Source organism: Komagataeibacter sp. FXV3 (assembly GCF_015155755.1).
Taxonomy (GTDB): domain Bacteria; phylum Pseudomonadota; class Alphaproteobacteria; order Acetobacterales; family Acetobacteraceae; genus Komagataeibacter.
Genome location: NZ_VWPI01000016.1, coordinates 16897 through 40998, shown reverse-complemented (window position 1 = coordinate 40998; position 24102 = coordinate 16897). Strand labels below are relative to the sequence as shown.

At 57.7% G+C, this 24102-nt stretch carries 17 protein-coding genes; 10 read left to right on the top strand and 7 right to left on the bottom strand.

What is annotated here, in order from left to right; translation table 11 throughout:
- The 3 genes from F1542_RS01635 to F1542_RS01625 all read right to left on the bottom strand — a co-directional run.
- The coding region (locus F1542_RS01635; RefSeq protein ID WP_193731482.1) for a quinolinate synthase at positions 1 to 682 on the bottom strand (682 nt) is incomplete at its 3' end.
- A 143-nt stretch (positions 683 to 825) separates the two neighbouring features.
- Positions 826 to 1716: an NrtR DNA-binding winged helix domain-containing protein gene (locus F1542_RS01630; RefSeq protein WP_193731486.1), complete on the bottom strand. Its 891-nt coding sequence runs from the start codon at positions 1714 to 1716 to the stop codon at positions 826 to 828.
- 161 nt (positions 1717 to 1877) lie between these two features.
- A complete protein-coding gene (locus F1542_RS01625; protein WP_193731481.1) occupies positions 1878 to 2801 on the bottom strand; it encodes a LysR family transcriptional regulator in 924 nt (307 codons plus the stop codon).
- 304 nt (positions 2802 to 3105) lie between these two features.
- On the opposite strand from F1542_RS01625, the gene F1542_RS01620 reads away from it, so the two are divergent.
- The 6 genes from F1542_RS01620 to F1542_RS01595 all read left to right on the top strand — a co-directional run bounded on the left by F1542_RS01620 (position 3106) and on the right by F1542_RS01595 (position 13009).
- The gene (locus tag F1542_RS01620) at positions 3106 to 4494 is read left to right on the top strand and encodes an amidase (protein ID WP_193731480.1); all 1389 of its coding nucleotides are present in this window, start codon (positions 3106 to 3108) and stop codon (positions 4492 to 4494) included.
- A 431-nt stretch (positions 4495 to 4925) separates the two neighbouring features.
- Positions 4926 to 6338, top strand: coding sequence for a sodium:solute symporter (locus F1542_RS01615; RefSeq protein ID WP_193731479.1), 1413 nt, complete (start codon positions 4926 to 4928; stop codon positions 6336 to 6338).
- Positions 6338 to 7459 carry a P1 family peptidase gene (locus tag F1542_RS01610; protein WP_193731478.1) on the top strand — a complete coding sequence of 374 codons (1122 nt, stop codon included), beginning with the start codon at positions 6338 to 6340 and terminating at the stop codon, positions 7457 to 7459. Before F1542_RS01615 ends, F1542_RS01610 begins: the two co-directional genes overlap by 1 nt.
- A gap of 688 nt (positions 7460 to 8147) precedes the next feature.
- Complete coding sequence (locus tag F1542_RS01605; protein WP_227672382.1) at positions 8148 to 10469, top strand: TonB-dependent receptor; 2322 nt, start codon at positions 8148 to 8150, stop codon at positions 10467 to 10469.
- A 26-nt stretch (positions 10470 to 10495) separates the two neighbouring features.
- The gene (locus F1542_RS01600; protein ID WP_193731476.1) at positions 10496 to 12067 is read left to right on the top strand and encodes an alkaline phosphatase; all 1572 of its coding nucleotides are present in this window, start codon (positions 10496 to 10498) and stop codon (positions 12065 to 12067) included.
- 81 nt (positions 12068 to 12148) lie between these two features.
- A complete protein-coding gene (locus tag F1542_RS01595; protein WP_193731475.1) occupies positions 12149 to 13009 on the top strand; it encodes a phosphatase PAP2 family protein in 861 nt (286 codons plus the stop codon).
- Between the two features lie 344 nt (positions 13010 to 13353).
- On the opposite strand, the gene F1542_RS01590 is transcribed toward F1542_RS01595, so the two are convergent.
- Positions 13354 to 14244: a diacylglycerol kinase family protein gene (locus tag F1542_RS01590; protein WP_193731474.1), complete on the bottom strand. Its 891-nt coding sequence runs from the start codon at positions 14242 to 14244 to the stop codon at positions 13354 to 13356.
- 466 nt (positions 14245 to 14710) lie between these two features.
- On the opposite strand from F1542_RS01590, the gene F1542_RS01585 reads away from it, so the two are divergent.
- Positions 14711 to 16099: an amino acid permease gene (locus tag F1542_RS01585; protein ID WP_193731473.1), complete on the top strand. Its 1389-nt coding sequence runs from the start codon at positions 14711 to 14713 to the stop codon at positions 16097 to 16099.
- A gap of 31 nt (positions 16100 to 16130) precedes the next feature.
- Here F1542_RS01585 and arsC read toward each other — a convergent pair whose 3' ends face one another.
- Entirely contained in the window at positions 16131 to 16496 is a 366-nt protein-coding gene (gene arsC / locus F1542_RS01580) for an arsenate reductase (glutaredoxin) (RefSeq protein WP_193731472.1), read from the bottom strand.
- A 190-nt stretch (positions 16497 to 16686) separates the two neighbouring features.
- Between arsC and F1542_RS01575 the strand changes: the two genes are divergently transcribed.
- Positions 16687 to 17718 (top strand): rhodanese-related sulfurtransferase, encoded by a 1032-nt coding sequence (locus tag F1542_RS01575; protein WP_193731471.1) that lies wholly within the window; start codon positions 16687 to 16689, stop codon positions 17716 to 17718.
- 195 nt (positions 17719 to 17913) lie between these two features.
- A complete protein-coding gene (locus F1542_RS01570; protein WP_193731470.1) occupies positions 17914 to 19800 on the top strand; it encodes an ABC transporter ATP-binding protein in 1887 nt (628 codons plus the stop codon).
- A gap of 252 nt (positions 19801 to 20052) precedes the next feature.
- Here F1542_RS01570 and F1542_RS01565 read toward each other — a convergent pair whose 3' ends face one another.
- Positions 20053 to 20826, bottom strand: coding sequence for an SDR family oxidoreductase (locus tag F1542_RS01565; RefSeq protein ID WP_193731469.1), 774 nt, complete (start codon positions 20824 to 20826; stop codon positions 20053 to 20055).
- A 141-nt stretch (positions 20827 to 20967) separates the two neighbouring features.
- On the opposite strand from F1542_RS01565, the gene F1542_RS01560 reads away from it, so the two are divergent.
- The gene (locus F1542_RS01560) at positions 20968 to 21870 is read left to right on the top strand and encodes a LysR family transcriptional regulator (protein ID WP_227672380.1); all 903 of its coding nucleotides are present in this window, start codon (positions 20968 to 20970) and stop codon (positions 21868 to 21870) included.
- Positions 21871 to 21872: 2 nt separating this feature from the next.
- Here the strand turns inward: F1542_RS01560 and F1542_RS01555 are convergent, their stop codons facing one another.
- Complete coding sequence (locus F1542_RS01555; RefSeq protein WP_227672379.1) at positions 21873 to 23558, bottom strand: sodium:proton antiporter; 1686 nt, start codon at positions 23556 to 23558, stop codon at positions 21873 to 21875.
- Positions 23559 to 24102: the final 544 nt, after the last annotated feature.

Genomic DNA, 24102 nt, shown 5'->3' with positions numbered 1-24102 from the left:
GGCATTCGGGGTGGGCCAGGACCACAAGACCGGGATGGTCGGCGCGCATGCGCTCGATTTCCTGCGGGGTGAAACGTTCATGCACCTCGCAATGGCCGGCCCATGTGATCATCTTGATCCCGGTTTCAGCTTCGATGTTGCGGGCCAGGAATTCATCAGGGATCATGATGACGCGATCGGTGCCAAGACCTTCCACCACCCGCTTCGCATTACCGGACGTGCAGCAGATATCGCTTTCGGCCTTCACCTCGGCTGACGTGTTGACGTAGGTCACGACCGGCACGCCGGGATAGCGTTCACGCAGCAGGCGCACGTCGCGCCCGGTAATGGAATCCGCCAGGGAACAGCCCGCATGCAGGTCGGGGATCAGGACCGTGCTGTGCGGGTTCAGCATCTTGGCCGTTTCCGCCATGAAATGGACACCGGCCATGACGATCACATCCGCGTCCGTCTCCTGCGCCTCCCGGGCCAGGGCCAGGCTGTCGCCGCGGATATCGGCCACGCAATGGAAGATTTCGGGCGTCTGGTAGTTATGCGCAAGGATGACGGCGTTACGTTCACGCTTGAGCGTTTCGATCGCGCGGATATCCTCGACAAAGGTCTCCCATTCCATTTCCGGGACCAGATGCCGCACCCGGTCATACAGCCCGTCTGTTCCGCCACGCGGCTTAATCTGGTTCATGCCTGTTCTCCCTTCGGCCATGCCTGCCGCATTCTTTATGCTCATATTGAGTATAAGCCAAGCAGCAGAAGCCGGTGGAGACAGTAGCAAAGGCAAACAGGCCGCTTGTCAATCAGGTTTTTCGTGAGGCATCATTTTTCTCATCAGGGCTGGAATAGCGGGATCTTGGTGCCAACAAACTGCCGCGCCTGCCTGACCTCCCCGCAGAAACGGTACAGCCGGGCGGGACGACCGCCGGTGTTTTCTTCAATTCTGCCTGTTTCCTCAACCAGTTGCTGCTGCATGATCAGGCGGCGGAAATTCTGTTTGTGGATCTGGACGCCCGACAGGCTTTCCATCACGCGCTGCAATTGCAGCAGCGTGAATTCCTCCGGCATCAGTTCGAAAACAACAGGCCGGTAACGTATCTTTGCACGCAGCCGCGCCATGCCGGTGGCCAGTATGCGCCGGTGGTCATGATGCATTGCCTGTCCCGGCACGGCGTCTTCCGGCGGGCACCCCGCTTCCGCAACCAGCCCCGCTTCATACAGCAGTTCATAGCGTTGCAGCACCAGTTCGTCATTCCAGGCCACCATGTCGCCAATGGCGAACAGGGAAACACAGCGCTGCCACTGCCGCACGCGCACGGCAGCGTTGTCCATGTTCGCCACCCACCGGCACAGCAGGCGTTCGATAATGGCCAGGCAGTCCCGTCCCACATCCGTCTTGCTGTTTTCCCACGGGAAATAGTCGTACCAGTCCCGCCATCCTGTTTCCCCTGCGTGGCTACGGGTCAGGGCGAGGTAGGAAATGGCAATCAGCCTGCCCTGCCCCGTGGTCAGCAGGCGGTCATGATCGGCAAAGGTGTACAACTGTTCCACATGCCCGATGGGGTGTCCGGTCTGGCGTTCCACCCATGCCCTGACCCCTGCCTGCAGGGAGCGGTGGGTACTTTCCAGCGGCCCCGATGGCAGCAGGCGACCATGGTCGATCGTCATGACCTGCGGTACATCGTCACGCACGGCCGTCAGGACGGCAATCAGTTCGATCATCATCTGGGTTGTCATGTCGGGAAAAGATGTATCACGCACCCCACCGGGTTGGGGAGTGAATTTCCATTACCGGACAATGCGGACTACAGGGCGGCATGACCATGCGCCGCCATGTCATTTCACCATCCTCACGCCCTGCCTATGGGCCATCATGGCCGTGGCCCCTAATTCACGCGTTCCAGCGCGCCCGTGGTGAAACCGATGCGCATCTGTTGCGCCAGCGCGTCAAACAGGGCCTGACAGGCGAAGGATTTGCGCCGCTGCGGCAGGCAGCACAGATCCAGTGTCGCACTGATGGCATTGGCGGGCTGGATGGGAACGGCGCACAGCAGCCCGCCCTGTATTTCCCGCCGGCAACATTCGGGCGGCAGCACCAGTGCCGCCATGCCACGCATCGCGACTTCCTTCTGCATCTCCAGCGAACCCGTCACGAATACAGGGTCGAGGGTAATGCCGCAGGCCTGTGCCGCGCGGTTGAGTTCCCGGCGCACGCCAAAGGATTCATCGGGAATGGCCAGGGCATGGCGCGACAGTTCCCGGATGGTCACGGACGCCAGGCAGGCCAGCGGATGATCCGTGCTGACGATCACGCTGTGCCTGAGCTGCATGCTGTGGCTGACGAAGGACCGGGCCGCCTCGGGGGTAAACAGGCTGACCACCAGGTCGATCCCGCCATCAGTCAGGGCCGCGACCATGCCCGACGCCCTGCTTTCAAACACATGAAAGCGCAGGTTGGGATACTGTTCATGAACCGTGCAGATGGTGGGTACCAGCAGTTCGGCCACGATCGCACCGCCTGCCTGTATCCTGACCGTGCCACGTTTCAACTGTTTCAGGTCATCGATCCGCGTACGGGTCACCGCGATATCATTCAGGATGCGCGCAGCCTGCCCCAGCAGCAGCTGGCCGGCCTCGGTCAGGCGGATGCCGCCTGCGTTGCGATCCATCAGTTCAGATCCGAAATAATATTCAAGGCTGTCGATCTGGCGGCGCAGGGCGGTGGGGGTCATGTTCAGTCGCTGGGCGGCCTGCCGCAGGGATGTCGCCTGCGCCACGATCAGGAACAGTTGCAAGGCTTTGAGTGACATATATGTTCCCCATTGATACGCACCGGGCCAGTGGCATGGAATATATACGCCTGATCGTAATGTTTTAAGGAAAAAGTCGGAGAACTGGAAAAATCATGCCCTGGCTGACAGAAAAGCCATGGGTTTACAATATCGTTTCGATTGTAGATCGTTTTTTATTCCACCCTGCGCACAAATTTGGGATATTCAGACGCTACGGGCCACCCATACCATCATGTTATTGAAACAAGTCATCCCTTCCACACCCACCAATATCCATCCTGTAATTACAGGGTGTGAAGGGAAATGAAAGAAACCTACGCCCATGATGGATCTGACGGCTCGCGAACTCCTTTCTTCCTACCGCAAAAGAACCCTTTCCCCGGTTGAATACGCCAATGCGCTGATCGCGCATATCGCACGCTGGGAAAGCACGCTGGGGGCGCTATACGCCTATGAACCCGACAGGCTGATCAGTGAAGCCCGCCAGTCGGAACAGCGATGGATAAATGGTCGCCCCTGCGGCATTCTGGATGGCGTGCCCGCAACACTGAAGGAATTGATCGCGACCAAAGGCCAACCCATCCCGCAGGGCAGCATCGCCAGCAAGCTGGTGCCCGCGACACAGGATGCCCCACCCGCCGCCCGGCTGAAGGAAGCGGGCGCACTGATTTTCGCGAAAACCACGGTGCCTGATTTCGCCATGCTGTCATCAGGGCTTTCGACATTTCACCCGCTGGCGCGCAATCCGTGGAACCTGGCATGCAATCCCGGCGGTTCCAGCGCGGGTGCCGCGGCGGCGGCGGCGGCGGGTTACGGACCGCTGCATGTCGGCACCGATATTGGCGGTTCCGTCCGTCTGCCGGCGGCGTGGTGCGGGCTGGTCGGGTTCAAGCCTTCCCTCGGGCGCATTCCCATCGATCCCTATTATATCGGCCGCTGCGCAGGCCCCATGACCCGCACGGTAGGCGACGCGGCCCTGATGATGAACGTACTGTCCCTGCCCGATGCACGTGACGCCACCAGCCTGCCCTATACGGATATTGACTGGGACAGCTATTACAAGGGCATGGATGTCCGGGGCCTGAAGGTCGGCCTTATGCTGGACGCGGGCTGCGGGCTGAATCTGGATGACGAAATCCGCGTTGCGATTGAAAACGTGGCCCGCGTGCTTGCCGATATGGGGGCTGAAATCATCCCTGTTGATCCGGTCATGACGCCCGCGATGCTGTCGGGGCTGGACCAGTACTGGTCCGCGCGAAGCTGGGCGGAACTGAGCCAGCTTCCCCCCGACAGGCTGGAAAAGGTGCTGCCCTTCATCCGCACATGGGCGCAGCGTGGCGAGAAGGTCAGCGGTGTTGCCGCCGTGGACGGGCTGGGGCAGACATTTGCCATGCGGCAGAAATGTTCTCAACTGTTTGAAAAAATTGATATTGTCCTGTCGCCCACCACGCCAAATGTCAGTTTCCCCGCTGAATATCCGGGGCCGACCAACGACCCGGAACGCTCTTTTGACCACATTGCCTTTACTGTCCCATGGAACATGTCCGAACAGCCCGCCGTGTCTGTTCACTGTGGTTTTTCACGCAGCGGTATGCCAATCGGGGCGCAGATCATAACCCCACGTTTTGCTGATCTGCAGGCAATCCGGCTGGCGGCCCTGTATGAAACAGCGCGTGGCCCCATGCCATGCTGGCCGCTTCCCCCATCATGACCTGGAGGGGTGAACAGGTCCGTATTGTTCGGCAACAGGACTTCCACTTACAACGTCCAGCTTTGACATTGCCGGGCGACCGCGTCTCTATCGTATCCGCATCAGCCATACACTTTGAAATGACATCGTAACGAATGACAACAGGATAGGGTCAGACAGAAATGCACGATCAGGACGGACGCGATGACGCCATGCAGGCAGTCCCCGCCATTTCCCTTCCCGCGCTGGCTGTCGGCCTTGGCCTGCCTTTCTGTCTGGTTATCGGGGGTGGCCTTGCCCTGCAGGCGCAAAGGATGGTGCTATTCGGGGTTCCGCTAGAAATAATCTGGATATTCGCCTGTTTCATGCTGGTTCCGGCATGTCTGTATACCTGCTCGAATCTGTCATCATCCGCGCAATACAAGGCAGACAGAAAGCCAGTGGAATAAGAGATGGAAATTTCCGTATTCATTGCTGTCATCATGGCTTCCGTGCTGATCGCCGTTTATTCGCGATATCGCCATGCGGCCCGAAACGCGCGCGATTTCTTTGTGGCGTCGGGTCAGTTTGGCGCAATCCTCATTTTTTTCCTGACCATTGGTGAAACATACAGCATTGGCAGCGTACTGGGTTTCCCCGCAGGCATATACACCCAAGGCAGCGGATTTGGGTTCTGGTTCCTGGGTTACATCCTGCTGTCCTATCCGGTGGGTTATTTCCTGAACCCGCGCATATGGACATTGGGCCAGCGGTACGCATGCATTACCGTCGCCGATATCTTTCGCAACCATTACGCCAGCCGGGCGCTGGAAATCCTTGTTGTGCTGAATACGGCATTATTTCTCCTTCCATTTGGCGAAATGCAGTTTGCAGGCCTTATGGTGGTGGTGCGCAACCTGGGTTGGCATATCCCGGGCATGGTGATGACAGGCCTGTGCGCATCACTGACGCTGGCGTGGATACTGCTATCCGGTATCCGGGCGCCCGCCTATGTATCCATATTGAAGGACGTTCTGATGGTGGCGGCCATCGTGATGGGTGGCTATGCAGCCATGCATGCCATGCACTGGCCCGCCACCGTGCCGGAATTCTCCAGCCCCGATAACGGTGGGCATGGCCTGCCGGGGGGAAATGCCTTTATTGTATCAACAATCATCCTACAATCGATCGGGCTGTGTATCGCACCACAGACGGTTGCCTTTCTGTTTACTGCAAAATCCCCCCGGACATTGCAGAAAAATCAGATTTTCATGCCGCTTTACATGCTTATGTTCCCGTTTCTGTTCATGATGGCGCTGTATGTCCGGACATCGGGCGCAACACCTGCATCACCCAATGACGTTTTTATGGTCGCGGTTTGCGCCACCCTGCCCGACTGGGCGCGGGGACTGGTGGCGGGGGGATGCGCGTTATCGGCGCTAGTGATCCTGGCGGGCGTCTGTCTGGCGCTGGGACCACTGGTTTCGCGCAACCTCATGCCCGGGCATTCGGACCGTGCGCAGAAAATCGGGGCACAGGTCACCATCGCCATCTATCTTGTGGTCTCGGTACTGGGCGGGGCGTCTCTGTCGGGGCTGATGGTCGTACTGAACAACCTGTATTATATCGGTGTGACCCAGCTGGCGCCGGGCATTATTGTTGCCCTGCTTGACCGCAGGGTGCCGGCCATTCCCATTATTGCCGGACTGTTATGTGGCGATCTGGTCGGGATGGGCCTGTTTTTCCTTCATATCATGCCAGCCGGGCTGAACCCCGGCATGATCGGGCTGATCATCAATGCACTGGTTGTATGGGGTGGCATATCCCGTGTGCCCGGAACCGCCTGTTCCCAACCCCACAAACAGATATCTGTGACTGAAAGGTGATGAAATTGCATAGACGCCAACTGATTCAGGCCATGCTGGCCACCGGTGGCATGGCGGTTGTACCCCATGCCGTTTCAGCCGCCATTCCCGCACGCCTTGGCGCACCGGGCAGGCTGAACCTTATGACGGATGTGGCCGGCCTGAAAATCGGACTGGCCGATGACGCCCGCGCCTATACCGGCGTTACGGTCATCGTGCCTGACCAGCGCGCGGCCTGCGCGGTGGATGTGCGTGGAGGCGGCCCCGGCACGCGGGAAACAGATGCACTCAGTGCAGGCAACCTGGTTCGCAGCGTAGACGCCATCGTCTTGTCCGGTGGCTCGGTCTATGGGCTAGCGACGGCGGATGGCGTGGCAAGCTGGCTGGGAGCGCAGGGGCGTGGCTTCTCCCTCATTTCCAAAAAGGGCGTGCCCCCATCACCCATCGTGCCTACCGCCGTACTGTATGATCTTGCCAATGCGGGCGACAAGCAGTGGGGGACCAATCCGCCCTATCGCCGATTGGGTGAGCAGGCGATCCGTCATGCCAAGGCCGGGCCATTCGCACTGGGTACGGCAGGAGGTGGATATGGCGCGAGCGCGGGCAGCCTGAAAGGGGGGCTGGGATCTGCCTCTTTCCAGACAGGTGATGGTATGACTGTCGGCGCGCTGGTCTGTGTGAACAGCCTTGGTTCGGTAGTGGTGCCGGGCACGCGCAATTTCTGGGCCGGACCGCTGGAAATTGACAATGAATTTGGCGGGCTGGGCGCGTCAACCCGATCGGTCTATGGCGAAGACTGGGGTGAGGCCAAGCTGAACCCCGGCGCGCGTGCCAATACCACCATCGCCTGCATTGCCGTGGACGCACGACTGGACGCGGATGAACTCAAGCGTGTTGCCATGATGGCACAGGACGGGCTTGCACGCGCGATCCGTCCCATCCATTCGCCGTTTGACGGGGATGTGGTATTCGCCCTGTCCACCGCGCAGAAAGAAATCCCCGGACAGAACCGCGAACTGACCATTGCCCGGTTGGGATCCGTCGCGGCGGATACCCTTGCCCGTGCCGTCGCGCGTGGTGTCCATGCGGCTACCCTGCCCCCGCATCGGCAAGGAAAGACATGGCATGACCTTCCCGCCTGATATGCGACATAGACGCTTATGAAGAAATCCTGAGTTTTCCTGTTCCATGTGCATTTCACGGACAACACGTCAAAGATGGAGAATACTGATAAGACGGCGCCAGGTGGCCTTATTGACTTGACCCGAATGCAGATGATTCCTGTCAACCGGAGGGAGACCGCGTCATTCGTATTTTTAAAATACATTCCATTTATTATACTTATGGAAAATCGTTTCTTTATAGGAATATTTTTATTGAAACCGTCGCATTCCTGGTTTATATTTCCCATGACGTGGAAAGTTCGATAGCACTTCCCTTCTCTCGTTTAAATTAATGCAGCCGGTGCCTTGCTCGTGTGGGTCCAAGCCAAATCAATCCATGCGTCAGCTACGGAACCAGAATGGCACCACATGATGGCCGGTCGGGAAGGGAAAGGTGAAAAACTTCAACTTCAAAAAAGTTGAATATGTGCCCCTCATGCAGCGCCACATGTATAATCGCGCAATTCATAATGTTTTTTACATTAATAATGTAGTTATGTTGCATAGTATAGGTTAGAATTAGAAATAAATAAATGATTCGTCCTGGTTTCGTGTTTTATACCTGGTTCGACGGCATTGATGAATGAAGCGACATGTGCACAGCGGGCAGAAAGGGAAAAGAGTATCCGTAGATGGTTTACTAAGGTATTATAATATATGGAAAGTCATGTCGATGTACAAAAAAAGTCATATACTAAAAAATCGTAGAATGGCGCTCGCCCTAGGTAGTGCAATCTTACCATTTTCCAATGTGGCCTATAGCCAGACGCTTCCCTCTGGTTCACATCCCGTAGTCCACAAAAAAAACGTGCCCCATACTACCAGGGAACCCTCCAGCACCCGGGCCGCCGCCCCCAAGCCGCGCATTGAAAATGTCATCGTGACATCGGAAAGGCGTGCACAGAGCGCACAAAATATTCCTTCTTCAATTAGCGTCATTTCCAGCAAGGTTCTGGAAAACAGAAACATCAACAACGTATTTGACCTGCAATACGCAACACCTTCATTGCAGGTTCAGCCTTCCTATGGCAGCGGACAGTATACTTATACAATCCGTGGCGTAGGATTTTCCGGATACTCCAGTAACAACTCCCCTACCGTTGGTATTTATATCGACGAAGTTGCCAATCCGGTCCCGTTTGGCATCAACGGCATGATGTTTGACATGCAGCGCGTCGAAGTGCTGCGCGGCCCGCAAGGTACCCTGTACGGACGCAACAGCACGGGCGGCGCGATCAATTACATAACGAACAAACCGACAGATACGCTGAAAGCCGGCATTGCCGCCCAGTATGGTCGCTTTAATGATACCAAGATTGATGGCTACATATCCGGCCCGATCACAGACAAACTGCGCTTCCGTTTTGCAGCTGAAACCCAGCAGGGCGGAGCATGGCAGTACAATCCTGAAGCCCGCGAATCCCTGGGCAATGTAAGCCGGGGTGCCGCGCGTCTGCTTCTGGATTACACGCCTACGGATACCCTGAAGTTTGAGTATAACCTGCATGGCAGCATCGACCGTTCGGATGCCAATGGTGTGCATGCCTGGACACCCATCACGTCATTGAGCAAGACGGATCCAATGCAGGTGTCTTCCAACCGCTATGCCACCACCTGGGGCACATCCCCGGCATTCGCCAAGGAAATCGGGATTTCTCCAAATACCACGCCGTTTAGCCATATTGATACCGGCGGCACAAATCTGCGCATGGAAAAGAAGCTTCCAGGTTTTACCATTACAGACCTGGTTAGCTATGATTACATGCAGCGCAACGAATATGACAATTTTGACGATTCCTCCCTTTCCCTTGCAGATGTCTCATTCAAGACACGTGCATCTGTCTTTTCGAATGAACTGCGTTTTTCATCCAATACGGGCGGTCGCCTACACTGGATCGCCGGGGTTTATTACGGTCATCAATGGCTGAATGACCGCTACCAGTCAGGGTTTACCAATCTGTACGATACTGATGGTGATGTACGGTATTCACAGATCGTAAATACCATCAGCGGTTTTGGTCAGTTGACATATGACATCACACCCAAACTGCATATTGTCGGCGGCTTTCGTATGGAGCATGAATCACGACATCTGGATAACGTATATGCCCACTATATAGTTAAGAACGTAATTACAAACCCGGATAACTATGTAGGCCAACGCACACAGTCCTATACCCTGCCTTCAGCCAAATTCAGCATCGAGTACAATCCGGTCCATAATGATATGGCCTATTTTACATTTTCAAAAGGTGTGAAATCTGGCGGGTTTACCCTATACAATTCGAACAATGTCGCGGCGATGACGCAACCGTTCAAGCCCGAAAACCTTTTTTCGTATGAAATTGGCAACAAGATTACCATACCAAAATATAATATCCGGTTTAATGCAGATTTTTTCTACTATGATTACTTTGACCGTCAGGTACAGGCAGAAACCGTCAACCCGAATACGGGCGGTATCGGTATATACGTCAACGCACCCCGGTCCCATGAATATGGGGGAGAATACGAATTTGAATGGTCGCCAATTCCAGGACTGAACATCTCCCAGTCTGGTGCCTATGTTACGGGCGCATACGATAAATTTACTGAAATCACCGGCGCAATCAAGGGCAGTGACGGCCTGTATACCGCGCGCGTGGAAAACATGGCGGGGAAAGGTATATCCGTCCCGCATTTCATGGCCAACGGTTCGATTGATTACACATGGCCGATAGGCAAATATAATCTGAATACCGGCATGAATTACAGCCTGAGAACAACCAACTGGAGCCCCAACCCTGTTGATACGATAGCCGGCTATACCCTGTGGGGTGCCTACATGTCCATCGCACCACGCCAGGGCCACTGGAAATTTGAAGCCATTGGCGAAAACATCTTCAACAAGCAATACGATGTGACGCGCGGCTACTTTGTCAGCGGCGACTATATCGGCCTTGCTGGCAGACCCGCCACCTGGTACGTCCGCGTGCGCGGCGATTTCTAACCACGACTGGTACACGGAGACCGCATATGTCTGCCCTTTCGCGTCGTACTTTCCTGGGTGCCACGGGAGCACTAGTCCTGCCGTCCATTGTGCATGCAGCCAATCTGTCGGGTAGGGAAGACACTGTCTTCCCATTCGGCGTGGCCAGTGGGGACCCGACGGCGGATGGCTTTGTATTATGGACCCGCCTTGGTACTTTACCCCTGGCTCCGGGCGTTGCACCCCGCCTTCCGCCCAGCGTCAGCGTTTACTGGGAAATAGCGGAAGACGAGAACATGCGCCATATCGTGCGCAAGGGATCCATACCGGCCACGGCCGGAAACGGTTACAGCGTGCATGTCGAAGCGGATGGATTGCAGCCAGGCCGCGCCTACTGGTACCGTTTCATGGCGGAAGGCAGCCAGAGCCAGATTGGCCGGACAATCACCTTCCCCCGTGACGGGCAACCCACCAGTTCCTTGCGCGTGGCCATTGCTTCGTGCGCCCATTGGGAAATGGGCTGGTATTCCGCCTACCGCCATCTGGCTGCTGAAAATCCGGATATTGTTCTGTTCTTGGGGGATTATATTTATGAACATAATGCCCCCCCCTCCCGTGCCGCGCTAACCGTTCGTTCCTACGGTGCGCCCGAAGCCACCGATCTGGAAGGCTACCGATGGCGCTATGCCCTGCAGAAAACCGATCCCGACCTGCAGGCGGCGCATGCTGTTGCACCATGGCTGCCCATATGGGACGACCATGAGGTCAAGGATGATTATTCGGGCATATGGGCTCCGGCACCGGAAGAAAGCGTAGAAGCCTTTGCGCGGCGACAGCATGTCGCATGGCAGGCATGGTACGAAAACATGCCTGTACGCAGGACGTTGCGTCTTCCCAATGGCGGAATGAAAATTTATCGTCGTGCCAAATATGGCGATCTGGCTGTCATTGATCTTCTGGATGGTCGCCAGTACCGTTCCCGGCAACCCTGCCCCGTCCCACCTAAATATGGGGATGGGCGTGTCATATCTGAAAGCTGTTCAGATCTTGCGGACCCACGCCGTACATTCCTTGGTGCCGAGCAGGAACAGTGGCTGTTTGATGGTTTTCGTGATCATTCCAAGGTCTGGACCATCATCGCGCAGGATTTGATGGTGGCTTCCCTGCGTATTCCCGACCAGAAGGGAACAGGTTATCGCTACTGGACTGATACATGGGATGGCTTTCATGCAGCCCGTAACCGGCTTACGCAGGCCCTTGCAGATTACCGCCCACCCAATCCCATCATTTTCAGTGGAGATTATCATTCATTTTTCGCAAGCAATATCAGAACGCGCCCTCATGATGAGAAAAAACCAATCGTTGCTTCTGAAATTCTGGGAACATCCATTACATCCCTAGGCCCCGCATACGAGAACATACAAAAAATCCTGCCGGTCAATCCTGACATAAAGTTTTTCGACAGCCGTAAAAGAGGATATGTGATCGCTGATTTTTCTCCCCAGGCCATGACAGCGCGCCTTATGGGAATTACGGACATTCGTGATCCTGCATCCAGTGTTTCGGTTGAAAAGACTTATGTAGTCGAGCGTGGAAATCCTGGATTGATTAACGTGTAAAAAACAGTGATCCCCTGTTCATATATCGAAATATGAATGGTGGCTTCCATTCGTCCCTACAGGTAATATTGTGTGTTTGCCATGAAACATGACATGACTACGTATAAAAAAAAATTACTATATTTCAAAACCATGATCACAGTAGCCTCTTCCTGTGTCATGTTCTGTCAGGCAGGTTGCACCAGCAAGCCTGTTCTATGGCACGATGCCGCCCATTATCCACATGGGTATCTTCATCCCGATCAGGTGCCGTTTGCGCGGGCATCCGCCTTTCTTTCTCCTGCACCAACGCCCGGATCGCCCCAGGACAATATTGATCGGGAAACAATACGCAAGGTACAGGCAACAGTGACACCTGCGCGAAAAAATATTGCGGCACATGATGCCATTCTGGGGCCACCAACAGCGCCCGCCGCCTTTGAATGCGCCGTGGGGGTTTCCTTTGACCCGGAAAAGGCACCGCATCTGACACGTCTGCTGGCGCGTGCATTACCTGATGTCGAAACGGTCCAGAAAAGTGTCAAGGTAGAAGGCAGTTTCCGACCACGTCCTTATGTAGCCATGAATTTTCAGCCCTGCGTCGACGGAAGCGCCCTGGCAAAGACCAGTTCATATCCTTCCGGACATGCTGCAATCGGATGGGCATGGGCACTCATATTGGCAGAAATGGTACCCGATCATGCGGAAACAATTCTTCGACGCGGAATAGATTACGGGAATAGTCGCGTCATATGTGGTTTTCATTATCCCAGTGATGTGCAGTCGGGACGATTGCTTGGGTCTGCGGTGGTCAGCCTTTGGCATGCCACAAAACAGTTTCAGAAAGAATATGAAAAATCCGAACAGGAAATAAACACTTTGCGAAATACCTCGCCCCCCCCTGATTATTGCAAAAAAGATATCAAGACTTTATACAATGAACAAATATATATAAATAATTAAGAAATACTATATGAATAAATATGTGCATATCCATGGCAGCGGGTGGGTCAACCCACTTCATCCAGTAGCATGACCGCTGATCCGGTTAGAAAATCTCATCTCGCATGGCACACCAGCACAATTCCGGAGCGGGTCATATAATACACCCCGCCAAATAGTTTATTTATGGTATAATTGTTTTGTGTCGCATCCCTGCGCAACAGAATCAGATACGGGATAGCCACAAACCATTTTTCGTCTGAATATATCCGGTAGATATGGTTCACCGGCCGGCATCATCCCTCATTTACCGAACCCGTCATGAACGAAATTACATAACATATCATGGAAAACCGATCGCTCCGCTATAGGGCAATACGCAGGGCACGACCGGGTATATCAATCCGTATGGGTGTCAGGCCGCGCGCATCCCCGTCGCTTTGCACGGGCATGTTGCGTGGGGTGCTGATTTCAACTGTCTGCGCCGTCAGGATCGTGACATCCTTCTGACGTGACAGGTTCCCACGCAACAGCGCGATGGCATAGCGGAGACTGCTGCCAATGCCTGCCGCGCCAAACAGGACAACCGAAAACTGCCTGCTTTCCTGCATGGACCGGGGCGTCAGAACGTATTTCCCGGCATATAACGCGCCTTTTGATACAATGACCGATGCCGCCGTGTGGGAAACGCCATCAACGGACACGGTCATGGCCGGAAAGGTATATTTCCATAGCGAACCCAATGTCGCCAGCACGTAGGCTGCACGGCCAATCGCCTTTTTCAGGCGGATTGATACGACATGCACCACATGCGCATCAAAGCCAACGCCGACCATCTGAACGAACAGGCACTCCCCTTCGCTGGAGTGCAGGCGTCCGGGCCAGATAATGGTATACGCACCGCCTGAGATATTGCGGGCATTACTGGCATCATCAAACGGCACGCACAGTTCCCGGGCCAGCACGTTTGCCGTGCCGACAGGCAGAATACCCAGTATGATATCGGATCCCGCCATGCCTTCGGCCACTTCGGCCACGGTACCGTCCCCCCCTGCGGCAACGATATGGGTACAGGCCCGTTCCTGCACCGCCATGCGCGCAAGGGTTGTGGCATGCCCCCGGTAACGGGTTGGCACGATCCGTACCTGCAGGCCCGCCTGCTGCAACAGCCCGACAAAACGCGCCACACGTCCCATACGGCGGCGCCCGGCGGTTGGGTTCATGATAACGATCGCTTTTACATTCCGGTCGGGCATGGGCATATCTTCTGGAAAATCCTGAAATCCGTCAAAAGACAATAATATGATCCGGGTGTTTACAATCCATTCCAGACAGTGGCCATAGCGGATATGATTTACAGAATAAATTTTCGTAATTTTATTTATGTAAATTAAAATATTATTCTATGTTAATAGAAAATAACTTTCCTCTATTTTTCAAAACAAATGACCCGTCATCTCCTGCGCTGACAGGGTACCCCTTTACATAACCTGCGCGTTCCTGTCCTATGTTAGGGATGAAACTGAAACGATATCAGCATGCTGCCTGCCTTCCTGCCCGGCAGGCATGATGAATGTCCCGTGGTGTCAGGATACCTGGGCCAGGGGCTGTCCGTTCCGGCCGACCGGGGCCGGACCATATGGCCATGGCCACCCGCAGCCACGGCAGCAAACGATATACTTTACATCACTTCCCCTCGCCATTCAGGAAATAACACACGGCATGTCTGACACGACTGGCACACACCAGCCACCTTCCCGGCCTGTTTCCACCTTAAAGCAACGCCACATCATCATGATTGCGCTGGGTGGCGCGATCGGGGCTGGCCTGTTCGTGGGCAGCAGTGCCGCCATTGCCGCGGCGGGACCGGCAGCACTGCTGGCATTTGTTGCGGTGGGCCTGCTGGTCATGCTGGTCATGCGCATGCTGGGCGAAATGGTGACCGCCAGCCCCGGCAAGGGGTCGTTCGTGGAATATATCCGCATGGCCCATGGTAACGGGGCGGCGTTCACGACGGGATGGCTATACTGGTTTTTCTGGCTTGTGGCCCTGGGCAGCGAGGCCATAGCCGGGGCCATCCTGCTTCATGACTGGATCAACCTGCCGGTCTGGCTGCTGGCAACGGCGCTGATCGTGGCGCTGAACCTGATCAACCTTGCGGCGGTCCATATATTCGGGGAATGCGAATTCTGGCTTTCGCTGATCAAGGTGGTCAGCATCGTGCTGTTCATCGGGGCGGGCGGCCTGTATGTCGCCCATATATTCGGCCCCGGTGTTCCGGTTACCCGGAACGTGCTGGGCCATGGCGGCATGTTCCCACATGGTATGACGGCGATGATTTCCATCATTCCCACCGTCCTGTTCACCATGATCGGATCTGAAATCGCGACGGTTGCGGCAGGCGAGTCAGCCGAGCCTGCGCGGAATGTAGCCCATGTCACCCGTAGCCTGGGCACGCGCATCACGTTGTTCTACAGCCTGTCCATCGCCTTGATCCTGACGATCGTGCCGTGGACGGATATCGTACCCGGTCATTCACCCTTTGTCGCCGCCATGCAGGCCATGGGTATCCCGGGTGCAGCCACATGCATGCAGGTTGTGGTGCTGACGGCGGTGCTGTCATGCATGAATTCCAGCCTGTACATCACGTCACGTATCCTGGCTGAACTGGCCCACCACGGTGATGCGCCTGCCCTGCTGCAACGTTATGGACGGCAGCATACGCCAGTCAACGCCATCATGGCCAATTCGCTGGCCGGGGGCGTGGTGGCATTTTCATCCATTCTTGCGCCGGGCACAGTATTCGCCTTCCTGCTCAGTTGCAGCGGTGGCGTGATCCTGCTGGTCTATTCGCTGATTGTCACGTCCTACATGGTGCTGCGCCGACGGGCGGCAGCGGCGGTGCGGCAGTCATTTTTCCGGCTGCCCTGTTTCCCGGCGGTCAATATGGCGACGCTGGGCGGTGTCATCATCATTTTCGTGGCCATGCTGATCAATGATACGCAACGCATGACCGCCATAGCCAGCCTTGGCACGACCCTGTTCTTTATCGTGATCCATGCCGTGCGCGGCAGAATGCATAAAAAAGCTTCACCAAAAACTTCTTCATGATCTGAAACGGTTCTTCAGATCCATCATGTTGTCAGCCCACACGGGCCTGTGGCAGGATTTCAAACAGGATTTCCTTGGGCCGACAGGGACGCGCCGCCTGATCAGTCATGACCACGGGACGATTGAGCAGCACCGGATGGGCAGCAAGGGCATCCAGTATGTCCCCATCCGTAAGCGTCGGATCATCCAGCCCCAGTTCTGCATAGGGCGTGCCACGCTGGCGCAGCAGGTCGCGCACCGGCACCACCAGGCGGCTGGCCAGTACATCCAGGTCGGCGCGGGTCGGTGGTGTTTTCAGGTATTCCACCACGACCGGCTCGATCCCGGCCGCGCGGATCATGGCCAGCACGTTGCGCGACGTGCCGCAGGCAGGGTTATGGTACAGGGTAACGGTCATCCATGGTCTTCCCATATGGTCAGGCGATATGCGCACATAATAAACATGTCCCGGCCCCGTTGGCAGCCCGTTGCCTGACATCGTGCATTCACATGGGATTTCCGCTATGACTGCGCTGGTTGCGTGTCCGGATCCCCGGGCATGTCCTGTTTGACTTACGGGCTTTCGTCAGCGATCCCTTTTGAAGCGCATGGTTGCCATTGTGACAGATTCTTCCCCTTCCACCGCCCACACCGCGACAGCGGCCGCGCTGCCAATCCGTGTGGCGGCACTCTATCACTTCACACCATTCGCGGATTGTGCCGCCGTGCGTACCCAACTGCTCGACGCCTGCCATGAACTGGGCATACGGGGCATCCTGCTGGTGGCGCATGAAGGCATAAACGGCACCATTGCCGGGACGGATGACGCGATTGAGCGTATTCTGGGCATCATCCGCGCCCTGCCGGGATGTGCTGATCTGGAAGTCAAGTTTTCCCGTGCGCCTGCCCTGCCCTTCCACCGCATGAAGGTGCGCATCAAGCGTGAAATCGTGACCATGGGGGTCGAAGGACTGGACCCACGCCGTGATGTCGGCCACTACGTCGCGCCCGATGAATGGAATGCCCTGATTTCCGATCCGGACACCATTGTGATCGACACACGCAATGATTATGAGGTCGCAATCGGCACCTTCCGCGGCGCCATTGATCCCGGCACACGCACGTTCCGGGAATTCCCGCAATGGTTCCGCGACCGGCGGCATGACCTGCTGGAACAGGGGCGCACGCCAAAGATCGCCATGTTCTGCACCGGCGGCATACGGTGTGAAAAGGCAACCGCCTTCGTCCGCGCCGAAGGGGTGGAAGACGTGTTCCACCTGCAGGGCGGTATCCTGAAATACCTGGAAACCGTGCCGCAGGATGAAAGCCTGTGGGATGGCGAATGTTTCGTGTTTGACCAGCGCGTCAGCGTGGGCCACGGGCTGAAACCCGGCACATTTGACGTCTGCCACGCCTGCCGCAGCCCCCTGAGTGAAGCGGACCGCGCCAGCCCGGACTATGTGGAAGGTGTAAGCTGCCCCCACTGCGCCGACCAGCGCACCGAAACCCAGCGCAGGCGTTACGCGGAACGGGAACGCCAGATGCAGCTTGCAACGCAGAAGGGCACGCACCATCTGGGCCTGCCCACGCCATGCACGCAACGCGGTACCGCACCAGGTAACGACCCCGACGACGCGTGACCGCCCCCGCCAGTCTGCCCGACAGGACGTGATGCGCGCTCAGGATCGGCCATCCACCACAGATATGGCTGCGCGGTGGCGAAAGGTCCCCACATCACCCGCGCACCACGGCAGCAATGCCGGGCCAGCCCGTGATATGGGATGGATAGCGTGTCCGTCAGCCACCTTCCCCATCCCTGCTGGAGCCATTCCTGATTGAGCGCAGAACCTGACAGCCCGGATCACCATAACCCGCCCGCCCCATCGTGGCGTGCGCGACTGGCTGCGCGCTTCGGGGTTTACGGCCATGTGCCGCGCATGTTCCGCCAGATATGGAAATGCAGCCCGGCCCTGACACTGGCCAGTATCGCGCTACGACTGGTGCAGGCGATCCAGCCGCCACTGGCGCTGTATGTTGGCAAGCTGATCGTCGATGAGGTCATCCGCACCAGCACCCACGCCCCCCCGTCAGGTTCCCTGCCGGACTGGCTGCTGCATGGGCCTACCACCCGGCTGGAAGGCTGGATTGCGCTGGAATTCGCCCTGATCATCCTGTCGGATCTGACATCGCGCGCGATCGTGCTGGTCGATGGGCTGCTGAATGAACGCTATATCAATTCCGTCAGTCTTGCCTTGATGGGTCATTCCGCGACACTGGACCTGCAGCAGTTTGAATCCAGCGCCCTGCAGGACCTGCTGGAACGCGCGCGCCGCCAGGCATCGGGCCGCAACAACCTGCTGGTGCAACTGTTCAACATTGCCCAGACCGCCGTGACCGCGCTGACACTTGCGATTGGTGTCGTGGCGTTCGCGCCGTGGATGGTGCTGGTGCTGCTGGTCGCCCTCCTGCCCTCGGCGGCGGGAGAGGCGCATTTCAATGCCGAAGGCTATCGCCTGATCCGCGCCAAGACGGCCGAACGGCGTGAAATGGAATATCTGCGCCATGTTGGCGCCAGCGCCGAACATGCCAAGGAACTCAAGCTGTTCGGGTTGGGGGATTTCCTGGTTGGCCGCTTTCGCGCCGCCGCCGCAACCGTGCTGGAACAGAACCGCAGGCTGGCCCTGCGCCGTTTTGTCTGGAGCGGCTTTTTCGCAGCCATCGGGTCGGTCGCCTATTACGGCGTCTACCTGGTCATTGTGTGGGATACGGTGCGCGGGCAATTTACGGTGGGCGACCTGACATTCCTGTCGGGATCGTTCCTGCGGCTGCATTCCATGCTGTCCAGCCTGTTGCTGGGTATTACACAGACCGCCAGCCAGGCGCAGTACCTTAATGATTTCTTCGCTTTCCTTGACCTTCGGCCAGCCATCATATCGCCTGCGACGGCCCGGCCTTTCCCGTCACCGATAAGACAGGGCATCCGGTTTGAAAACGTGGGCTTCCGCTATCCCGGCACGGACCGCTGGGCCATCCGGCATCTGGACCTGACCATTGCTGCCGGGGAAACCGTGGCGCTGGTGGGGGAAAACGGGGCGGGCAAGACCACCATCGTCAAGCTGCTGACGCGGCTGTATGACCCTGACGAAGGGCGGATCACGGTAGATGGCGTGCCGCTGCGCGACATGGAGCTGACCGACCTGCGCGCGCATATCGGCGTCATATTCCAAGATTTTGTCCGCTACAGCCTGACCGCGTCGGAAAACATAGCCGTGGGCCGGATTACGGCCCTTGCAGACACGCAGCGCATCGCAGCTGCGGCGCATGAAGGCTTGGCCGACGATGTCGTGGCCAGACTGCCCATGGGGTATGACCAGCCATTGGGCAAGCGCGTGGCGAAAGGGCGGGAACTGTCCGGTGGCGAATGGCAGAAAATCGCCATATCCCGCGCCTATATGCGCGATGCGGATCTGCTGATACTGGATGAACCGACCGCCGCGCTGGATGCGCGGGCGGAAACGGATGTGTTCGAACGCCTGCGCGCGCTCCGGCATGGCAAGGCAGCACTGGTGATTTCCCACCGCTTTTCCACCGTGCGCACGGCGGACCGGATTGTCGTGCTGGAACATGGCCACGTCCTGCAGGCCGGTACACATGAACAACTGCTGGCTCAGGGCGGCCGGTATGCGGAACTGTTTGAATTGCAGGCCGCCGGATACCAATAAATTATCTAAAAAATAAAAGTTTCTGGGTGTCGCCCTTCTCCAGAAAGGCAGCTTCTTCCGAAGCTTTTTGAAAAAAGCTTCACCAAACACTTTCCTATGATTGCACGCAGGCTTTACCCGCAAGGACACTGCCATTGCCCGCAACCCACGCGTGTGGACCCGTTCCCTGCCCGTCGCCCTGACGGCGGACGGGATCGGTTGGGGACGGCACGCGTGGGTTAACGGCGGGGGCACCTGGTGAAACCGGTATGATTACTTCGTTGTATAGCCACCATTGATCAGGGTGGTCTGTCCGGTCATCCACCACCCGTCGGATACAAGAAAGCGGACGTGGGGGGCGATGTCCTCGATTTCGGTCAGGCCGGTTTTGCTGAACGGTGACAGGGCGGCGGCCGATTTGTGGTAGGCCACGGCTTCTGGCGCTTCCTGCCCGTAGAAAAAAGGCGTATCCATCGGCCCCGGCCCGATGGCGTTCACCGATATGCCACGCGCGCCATATTCCTTGGACGCGGCGCGGGTAAAATGTTCCACCGCCGCCTTGGACCCGGCATAGGTGGAATAAAACGGCGTATAGGCCCCAAGCAGCGAGGTGACGATGGTCAGCAGCTTGCCGTGGTCATTAAGGTGAATGCCCGCTTCCTTGATGAAGAAATACGCAACGCGCGTATTGATTGCGAACATGGAATCAAATTCGGCCTCACTGGTGTTGGCAATCGGCTTTTTCAGCACCTTGCCCACCGTGTTGATCGCGATGTCAGGCCGGCCGATCGCCCCGACCGTATCCGCAAACAGCTTTGCCACCGCGCCATCGCGCGTCAGGTCTGCCTGGAATGCAACGGCGTTGACGCCTGCGGCCTTCAGGTCGGCAAGGGTCTTTTCCGCCTCGGGCCGTGTCGCCTCGCTGTTGTAATGGATGGCAATGGCCTTCGCGCCATGTGCCGCAAGGTCACGCGCGATCAGGCCGCCAAGGTTCTTTGCCCCGCCCGCGATCAGGACCGTTTTACCCTTGATGCTATGATCAGCCATATCCAGCCTCCATTCATGCTGCGCGGACATATGCCGCACTGTTCATATCCATAAGTTATCAGTTGAAATCGGGATATAAAGTTCCCTTTCCTGACAACACATGTCAGAAAACACGAACAAACTCGCAGCCTGATGGTGACAATGGTGGACCGTATCGACCTTTTCCGCATTTTTGCCCGCGTGGTGGAAACTGCCAGCTTCACCCGGGCCGCGGATACGCTCAAGATGCCCCGTTCCACGGTTTCCACTGCCATACAGGAACTTGAATCCCGGCTGGGCGCACGGCTTCTGGCCCGCACCACGCGCTCCGTTGCCCCCACGCCGGACGGAATGGCGTTTTATGACCACTGCGTACGACTGGTGGCGGATGTGGAGGAAGCCGAGGCCCTGTTCCGTCATGATCGCGGCAACCCGCGCGGCCTGCTGCGCGTGGACATGCCCGGACGGATCGGCCGCCTGCTGGTTGCCCCGGCGCTGCCTGCATTTCTGGACCGCTACCCTGAAATCGAGATCGAACTGGGTGTCACCGACCGCGCCATCAACCTGATCGAAGACGGGATCGACTGCGTGCTGCGTGTCGGTCCCCTGTCCGATTCCGGGCTGATCGCGCGCCGGATGGGGGAACTGGCCTTCATCAACGTGGCCAGTCCCGCCTATCTTGCCCGCAATGGCGTACCCCACAGCCCTGCCGACCTGCCGGGTCATAAGGCGGTACGCTATGCCTCGCCTTCCAACGGGCGGGTGGAGGAATGGGAATGGATGGAAGGCGACAGGATACGGACCATGGCCCTGCCCGGCCGGGTCAGCGTCAACAGTGCCGAAGCCCTTGTGGCCTGCTGCCTTGCGGGCCTTGGGCTGATACAGGTTCCGGCCTATGACGTGCGCCATCACATCAAGGCGGGCGAACTGGTGGAGGTCATGCCCCGCTATCGGGCTGAACCCATGCCCATGGCGCTGCTCTATCCCCACCGCAAGCACCTGTCGCACCGGTTGCAGGTCTTTGCCGACTGGCTGGCAGGGGTGATGGCGCAGGCGATCGGATAGGGTCAGATCAGGCCGCCTTCCGCCGTCATCTGCTGCAGGTCCAGTTCATGTTCCAGTTGATGCAGGACGGCATCATGGATTTCCCCGCTGCGGTGCAGGCGCAGCAGTTCGACCCGACCGGCGTCGATCGTCGCCAGAAGCGCCCTGTAATGCGCATCCTTGCGTCCTTGCAGCGCCTGCTGTTCATGACTGAAGCGTTCAGCCAGTTCCGCACGGTAGGCGTACTGTTCCAGCAGGCGGGAATGGACGATCTGCCCATCGGGCGCAAAGGCCAGCTGCCGCATGGCATATTCCTGTGATCGCGCAATCAGCGCGCGCGCCTGCGACACAGACAACTGGTGGCGCTGCCCGCGTGACGTCCCCCGTTCCCCCCCCGTCATGCGGATGACCCAGCCAATGGTTGTCCCCTGCCCCAGAACGGTCACCAGAATGACCACGAAGGTCGCGATCTGCATGATGTCGCGGTTCGGCATTTCGGCAGGCAGCGCAAGCACGATGGCCAGGCTGACCACGCCACGCATGCCGCACCATCCCATGATGGCGACGAAGCTGAAATATGGCCGCCATCCCGGTCGCCTGCCGCGCGGCAGGAACGTGACGCGTATGCCCTCCGTCACCAGCATCCAGACAAACCGTGACACCAGCACCACCGCCACGATGCCCGCCACCGGGCGGAACACGTCCTGCGCCACCCATGGCGTGCCCATATGACGCAGCACGATGGCATGCAGCGAAATGCCGATCAGCACGAACACGAGGGATTCCAGCACGAACACCAGCACTTCCCATACCGCCGCCCAGCGCAGGCGTTCATCGGCACTGAACACGTCATGCTGCCGCCAGCCCAGAACCAGTCCGGCCACGACGGTGGTGATGACCCCTGAAGCGCCCATCTGCTCCCCCCCGATATAGGCCACCCATGGCAGCAGCAATGTCATGGTGATGCTGAGGATACGGTCACGCACCCGCGCCAGCAGCCTGATCCAGATCCATGCCAGCGCGCAGCCCAGCACCAGCCCCCCCAGCGCCAGGAAGAAAAACGTGACCGTGGCATGCACCGCCCCGAAACTGCCGGTCATGACCGCAACCGTGGCGAAACGGTAGATCACCAGGCTGGCCGCGTCATCCAGCAGGCTTTCACCTTCCAGCAGCGTGGTCATCCGTTCAGGCAGGGGCACGTGCTTGAGCACCGCCTTCGCCGCTACCGCATCGGGTGGGGCCACGATCGCGCCAAGAGCAACGCAGGCAGCCCATGGCATGAACGGAATCAGCCAGCGCGTCGCCACAGCCACGGCCAGTGTGGTGAACGCAACCCCGCCCACCGCCAGTTGCAGTATGCCCAGAAGATGCGTGCGGAATGCATGCCAGACGGAAAAATACGCCCCCGCCAGCAGAAGCGGTGGCAGGAATACGATCAGCACCAGATCGGGGTCGATCCCGATCACCGGCACGCCGGGCACCAGCGCAATGGCGATGCCCCCCAGCACCAGCGCCGCCGCTGGCGGCAGGCGCAGCTTGCGCGCCACCAGTTCCAGCCCCACGATCAGGACGATCAGCAGCAGGATGAATTCAAACCGCCCTACATTGGACATGCGCGCCATACCTGTCAGGTTGCCGGGCGTTTGCCGTGGCCCCTGTCCATAACGCGCCACGATGGGCTCGGTGCCCTGCGCTGATGCCGCTGGCATACCGTATGCTGTAATAAAATATGACCTGCACGCGCCCCGCGTCCGGTATGCGCGACACGGGCGGTCGTGCGTCCCACCCGCAAGACTGCCGTATGAGACACATCCGCGCTTGGACGCGTACCTTAAACGGCCTGGCCGTTTTTCCCGTATACAGTATTGCCCAAAATAGTTCCCGGGATGTTCCAATACTTTCCATATTTTTCATTATGAAATCAGGATTAATATTTTAAAAATACAATAAAAGACGTGAAATATGGATGCAACGCAGGCCCTGCAGGCACGTTCATGACAGGCTGTCGGCAATCCGGTCCACACGGTTGCCGCCATGCCCGTGCAAGCTGACATGACCCAACACCACCCCCGTATTCCCCGCACAGAGGAGGACAGAGGATGGGTGCATCCCAAAAACCCGCACAGCCGGGGCAGTCCACACCGTCCGACAGGACGCAACCGGCTACCGCGCCTGACACGCCGGGGCCTTTCCCCCGCAACGGGGCCACAATGCCGCAGGTCCCCCGCACGGCGCCATCCCGTCCGCCCGACA

What these genes read in the sequence shown, in the direction of transcription:
- F1542_RS01630 (WP_193731486.1), bottom strand. Translation starts at nt 1,716, where the DNA reads ATGATGATCGAACTGATTGCCGTCCTGACGGCCGTGCGTGACGATGTA.
- F1542_RS01625 (WP_193731481.1), bottom strand. Translation starts at nt 2,801, where the DNA reads ATGTCACTCAAAGCCTTGCAACTGTTCCTGATCGTGGCGCAGGCGACA.
- F1542_RS01620 (WP_193731480.1), top strand. Translation starts at nt 3,106, where the DNA reads ATGATGGATCTGACGGCTCGCGAACTCCTTTCTTCCTACCGCAAAAGA.
- F1542_RS01615 (WP_193731479.1), top strand. Translation starts at nt 4,926, where the DNA reads ATGGAAATTTCCGTATTCATTGCTGTCATCATGGCTTCCGTGCTGATC.
- F1542_RS01610 (WP_193731478.1), top strand. Translation starts at nt 6,338, where the DNA reads ATGAAATTGCATAGACGCCAACTGATTCAGGCCATGCTGGCCACCGGT.
- F1542_RS01605 (WP_227672382.1), top strand. Translation starts at nt 8,148, where the DNA reads ATGTCGATGTACAAAAAAAGTCATATACTAAAAAATCGTAGAATGGCG.
- F1542_RS01600 (WP_193731476.1), top strand. Translation starts at nt 10,496, where the DNA reads ATGTCTGCCCTTTCGCGTCGTACTTTCCTGGGTGCCACGGGAGCACTA.
- F1542_RS01595 (WP_193731475.1), top strand. Translation starts at nt 12,149, where the DNA reads ATGAAACATGACATGACTACGTATAAAAAAAAATTACTATATTTCAAA.
- F1542_RS01590 (WP_193731474.1), bottom strand. Translation starts at nt 14,244, where the DNA reads ATGCCCGACCGGAATGTAAAAGCGATCGTTATCATGAACCCAACCGCC.
- F1542_RS01585 (WP_193731473.1), top strand. Translation starts at nt 14,711, where the DNA reads ATGTCTGACACGACTGGCACACACCAGCCACCTTCCCGGCCTGTTTCC.
- arsC (WP_193731472.1), bottom strand. Translation starts at nt 16,496, where the DNA reads ATGACCGTTACCCTGTACCATAACCCTGCCTGCGGCACGTCGCGCAAC.
- F1542_RS01575 (WP_193731471.1), top strand. Translation starts at nt 16,687, where the DNA reads ATGGTTGCCATTGTGACAGATTCTTCCCCTTCCACCGCCCACACCGCG.
- F1542_RS01565 (WP_193731469.1), bottom strand. Translation starts at nt 20,826, where the DNA reads ATGGCTGATCATAGCATCAAGGGTAAAACGGTCCTGATCGCGGGCGGG.
- F1542_RS01560 (WP_227672380.1), top strand. Translation starts at nt 20,968, where the DNA reads ATGGTGGACCGTATCGACCTTTTCCGCATTTTTGCCCGCGTGGTGGAA.
- F1542_RS01555 (WP_227672379.1), bottom strand. Translation starts at nt 23,558, where the DNA reads ATGCCAGCGGCATCAGCGCAGGGCACCGAGCCCATCGTGGCGCGTTAT.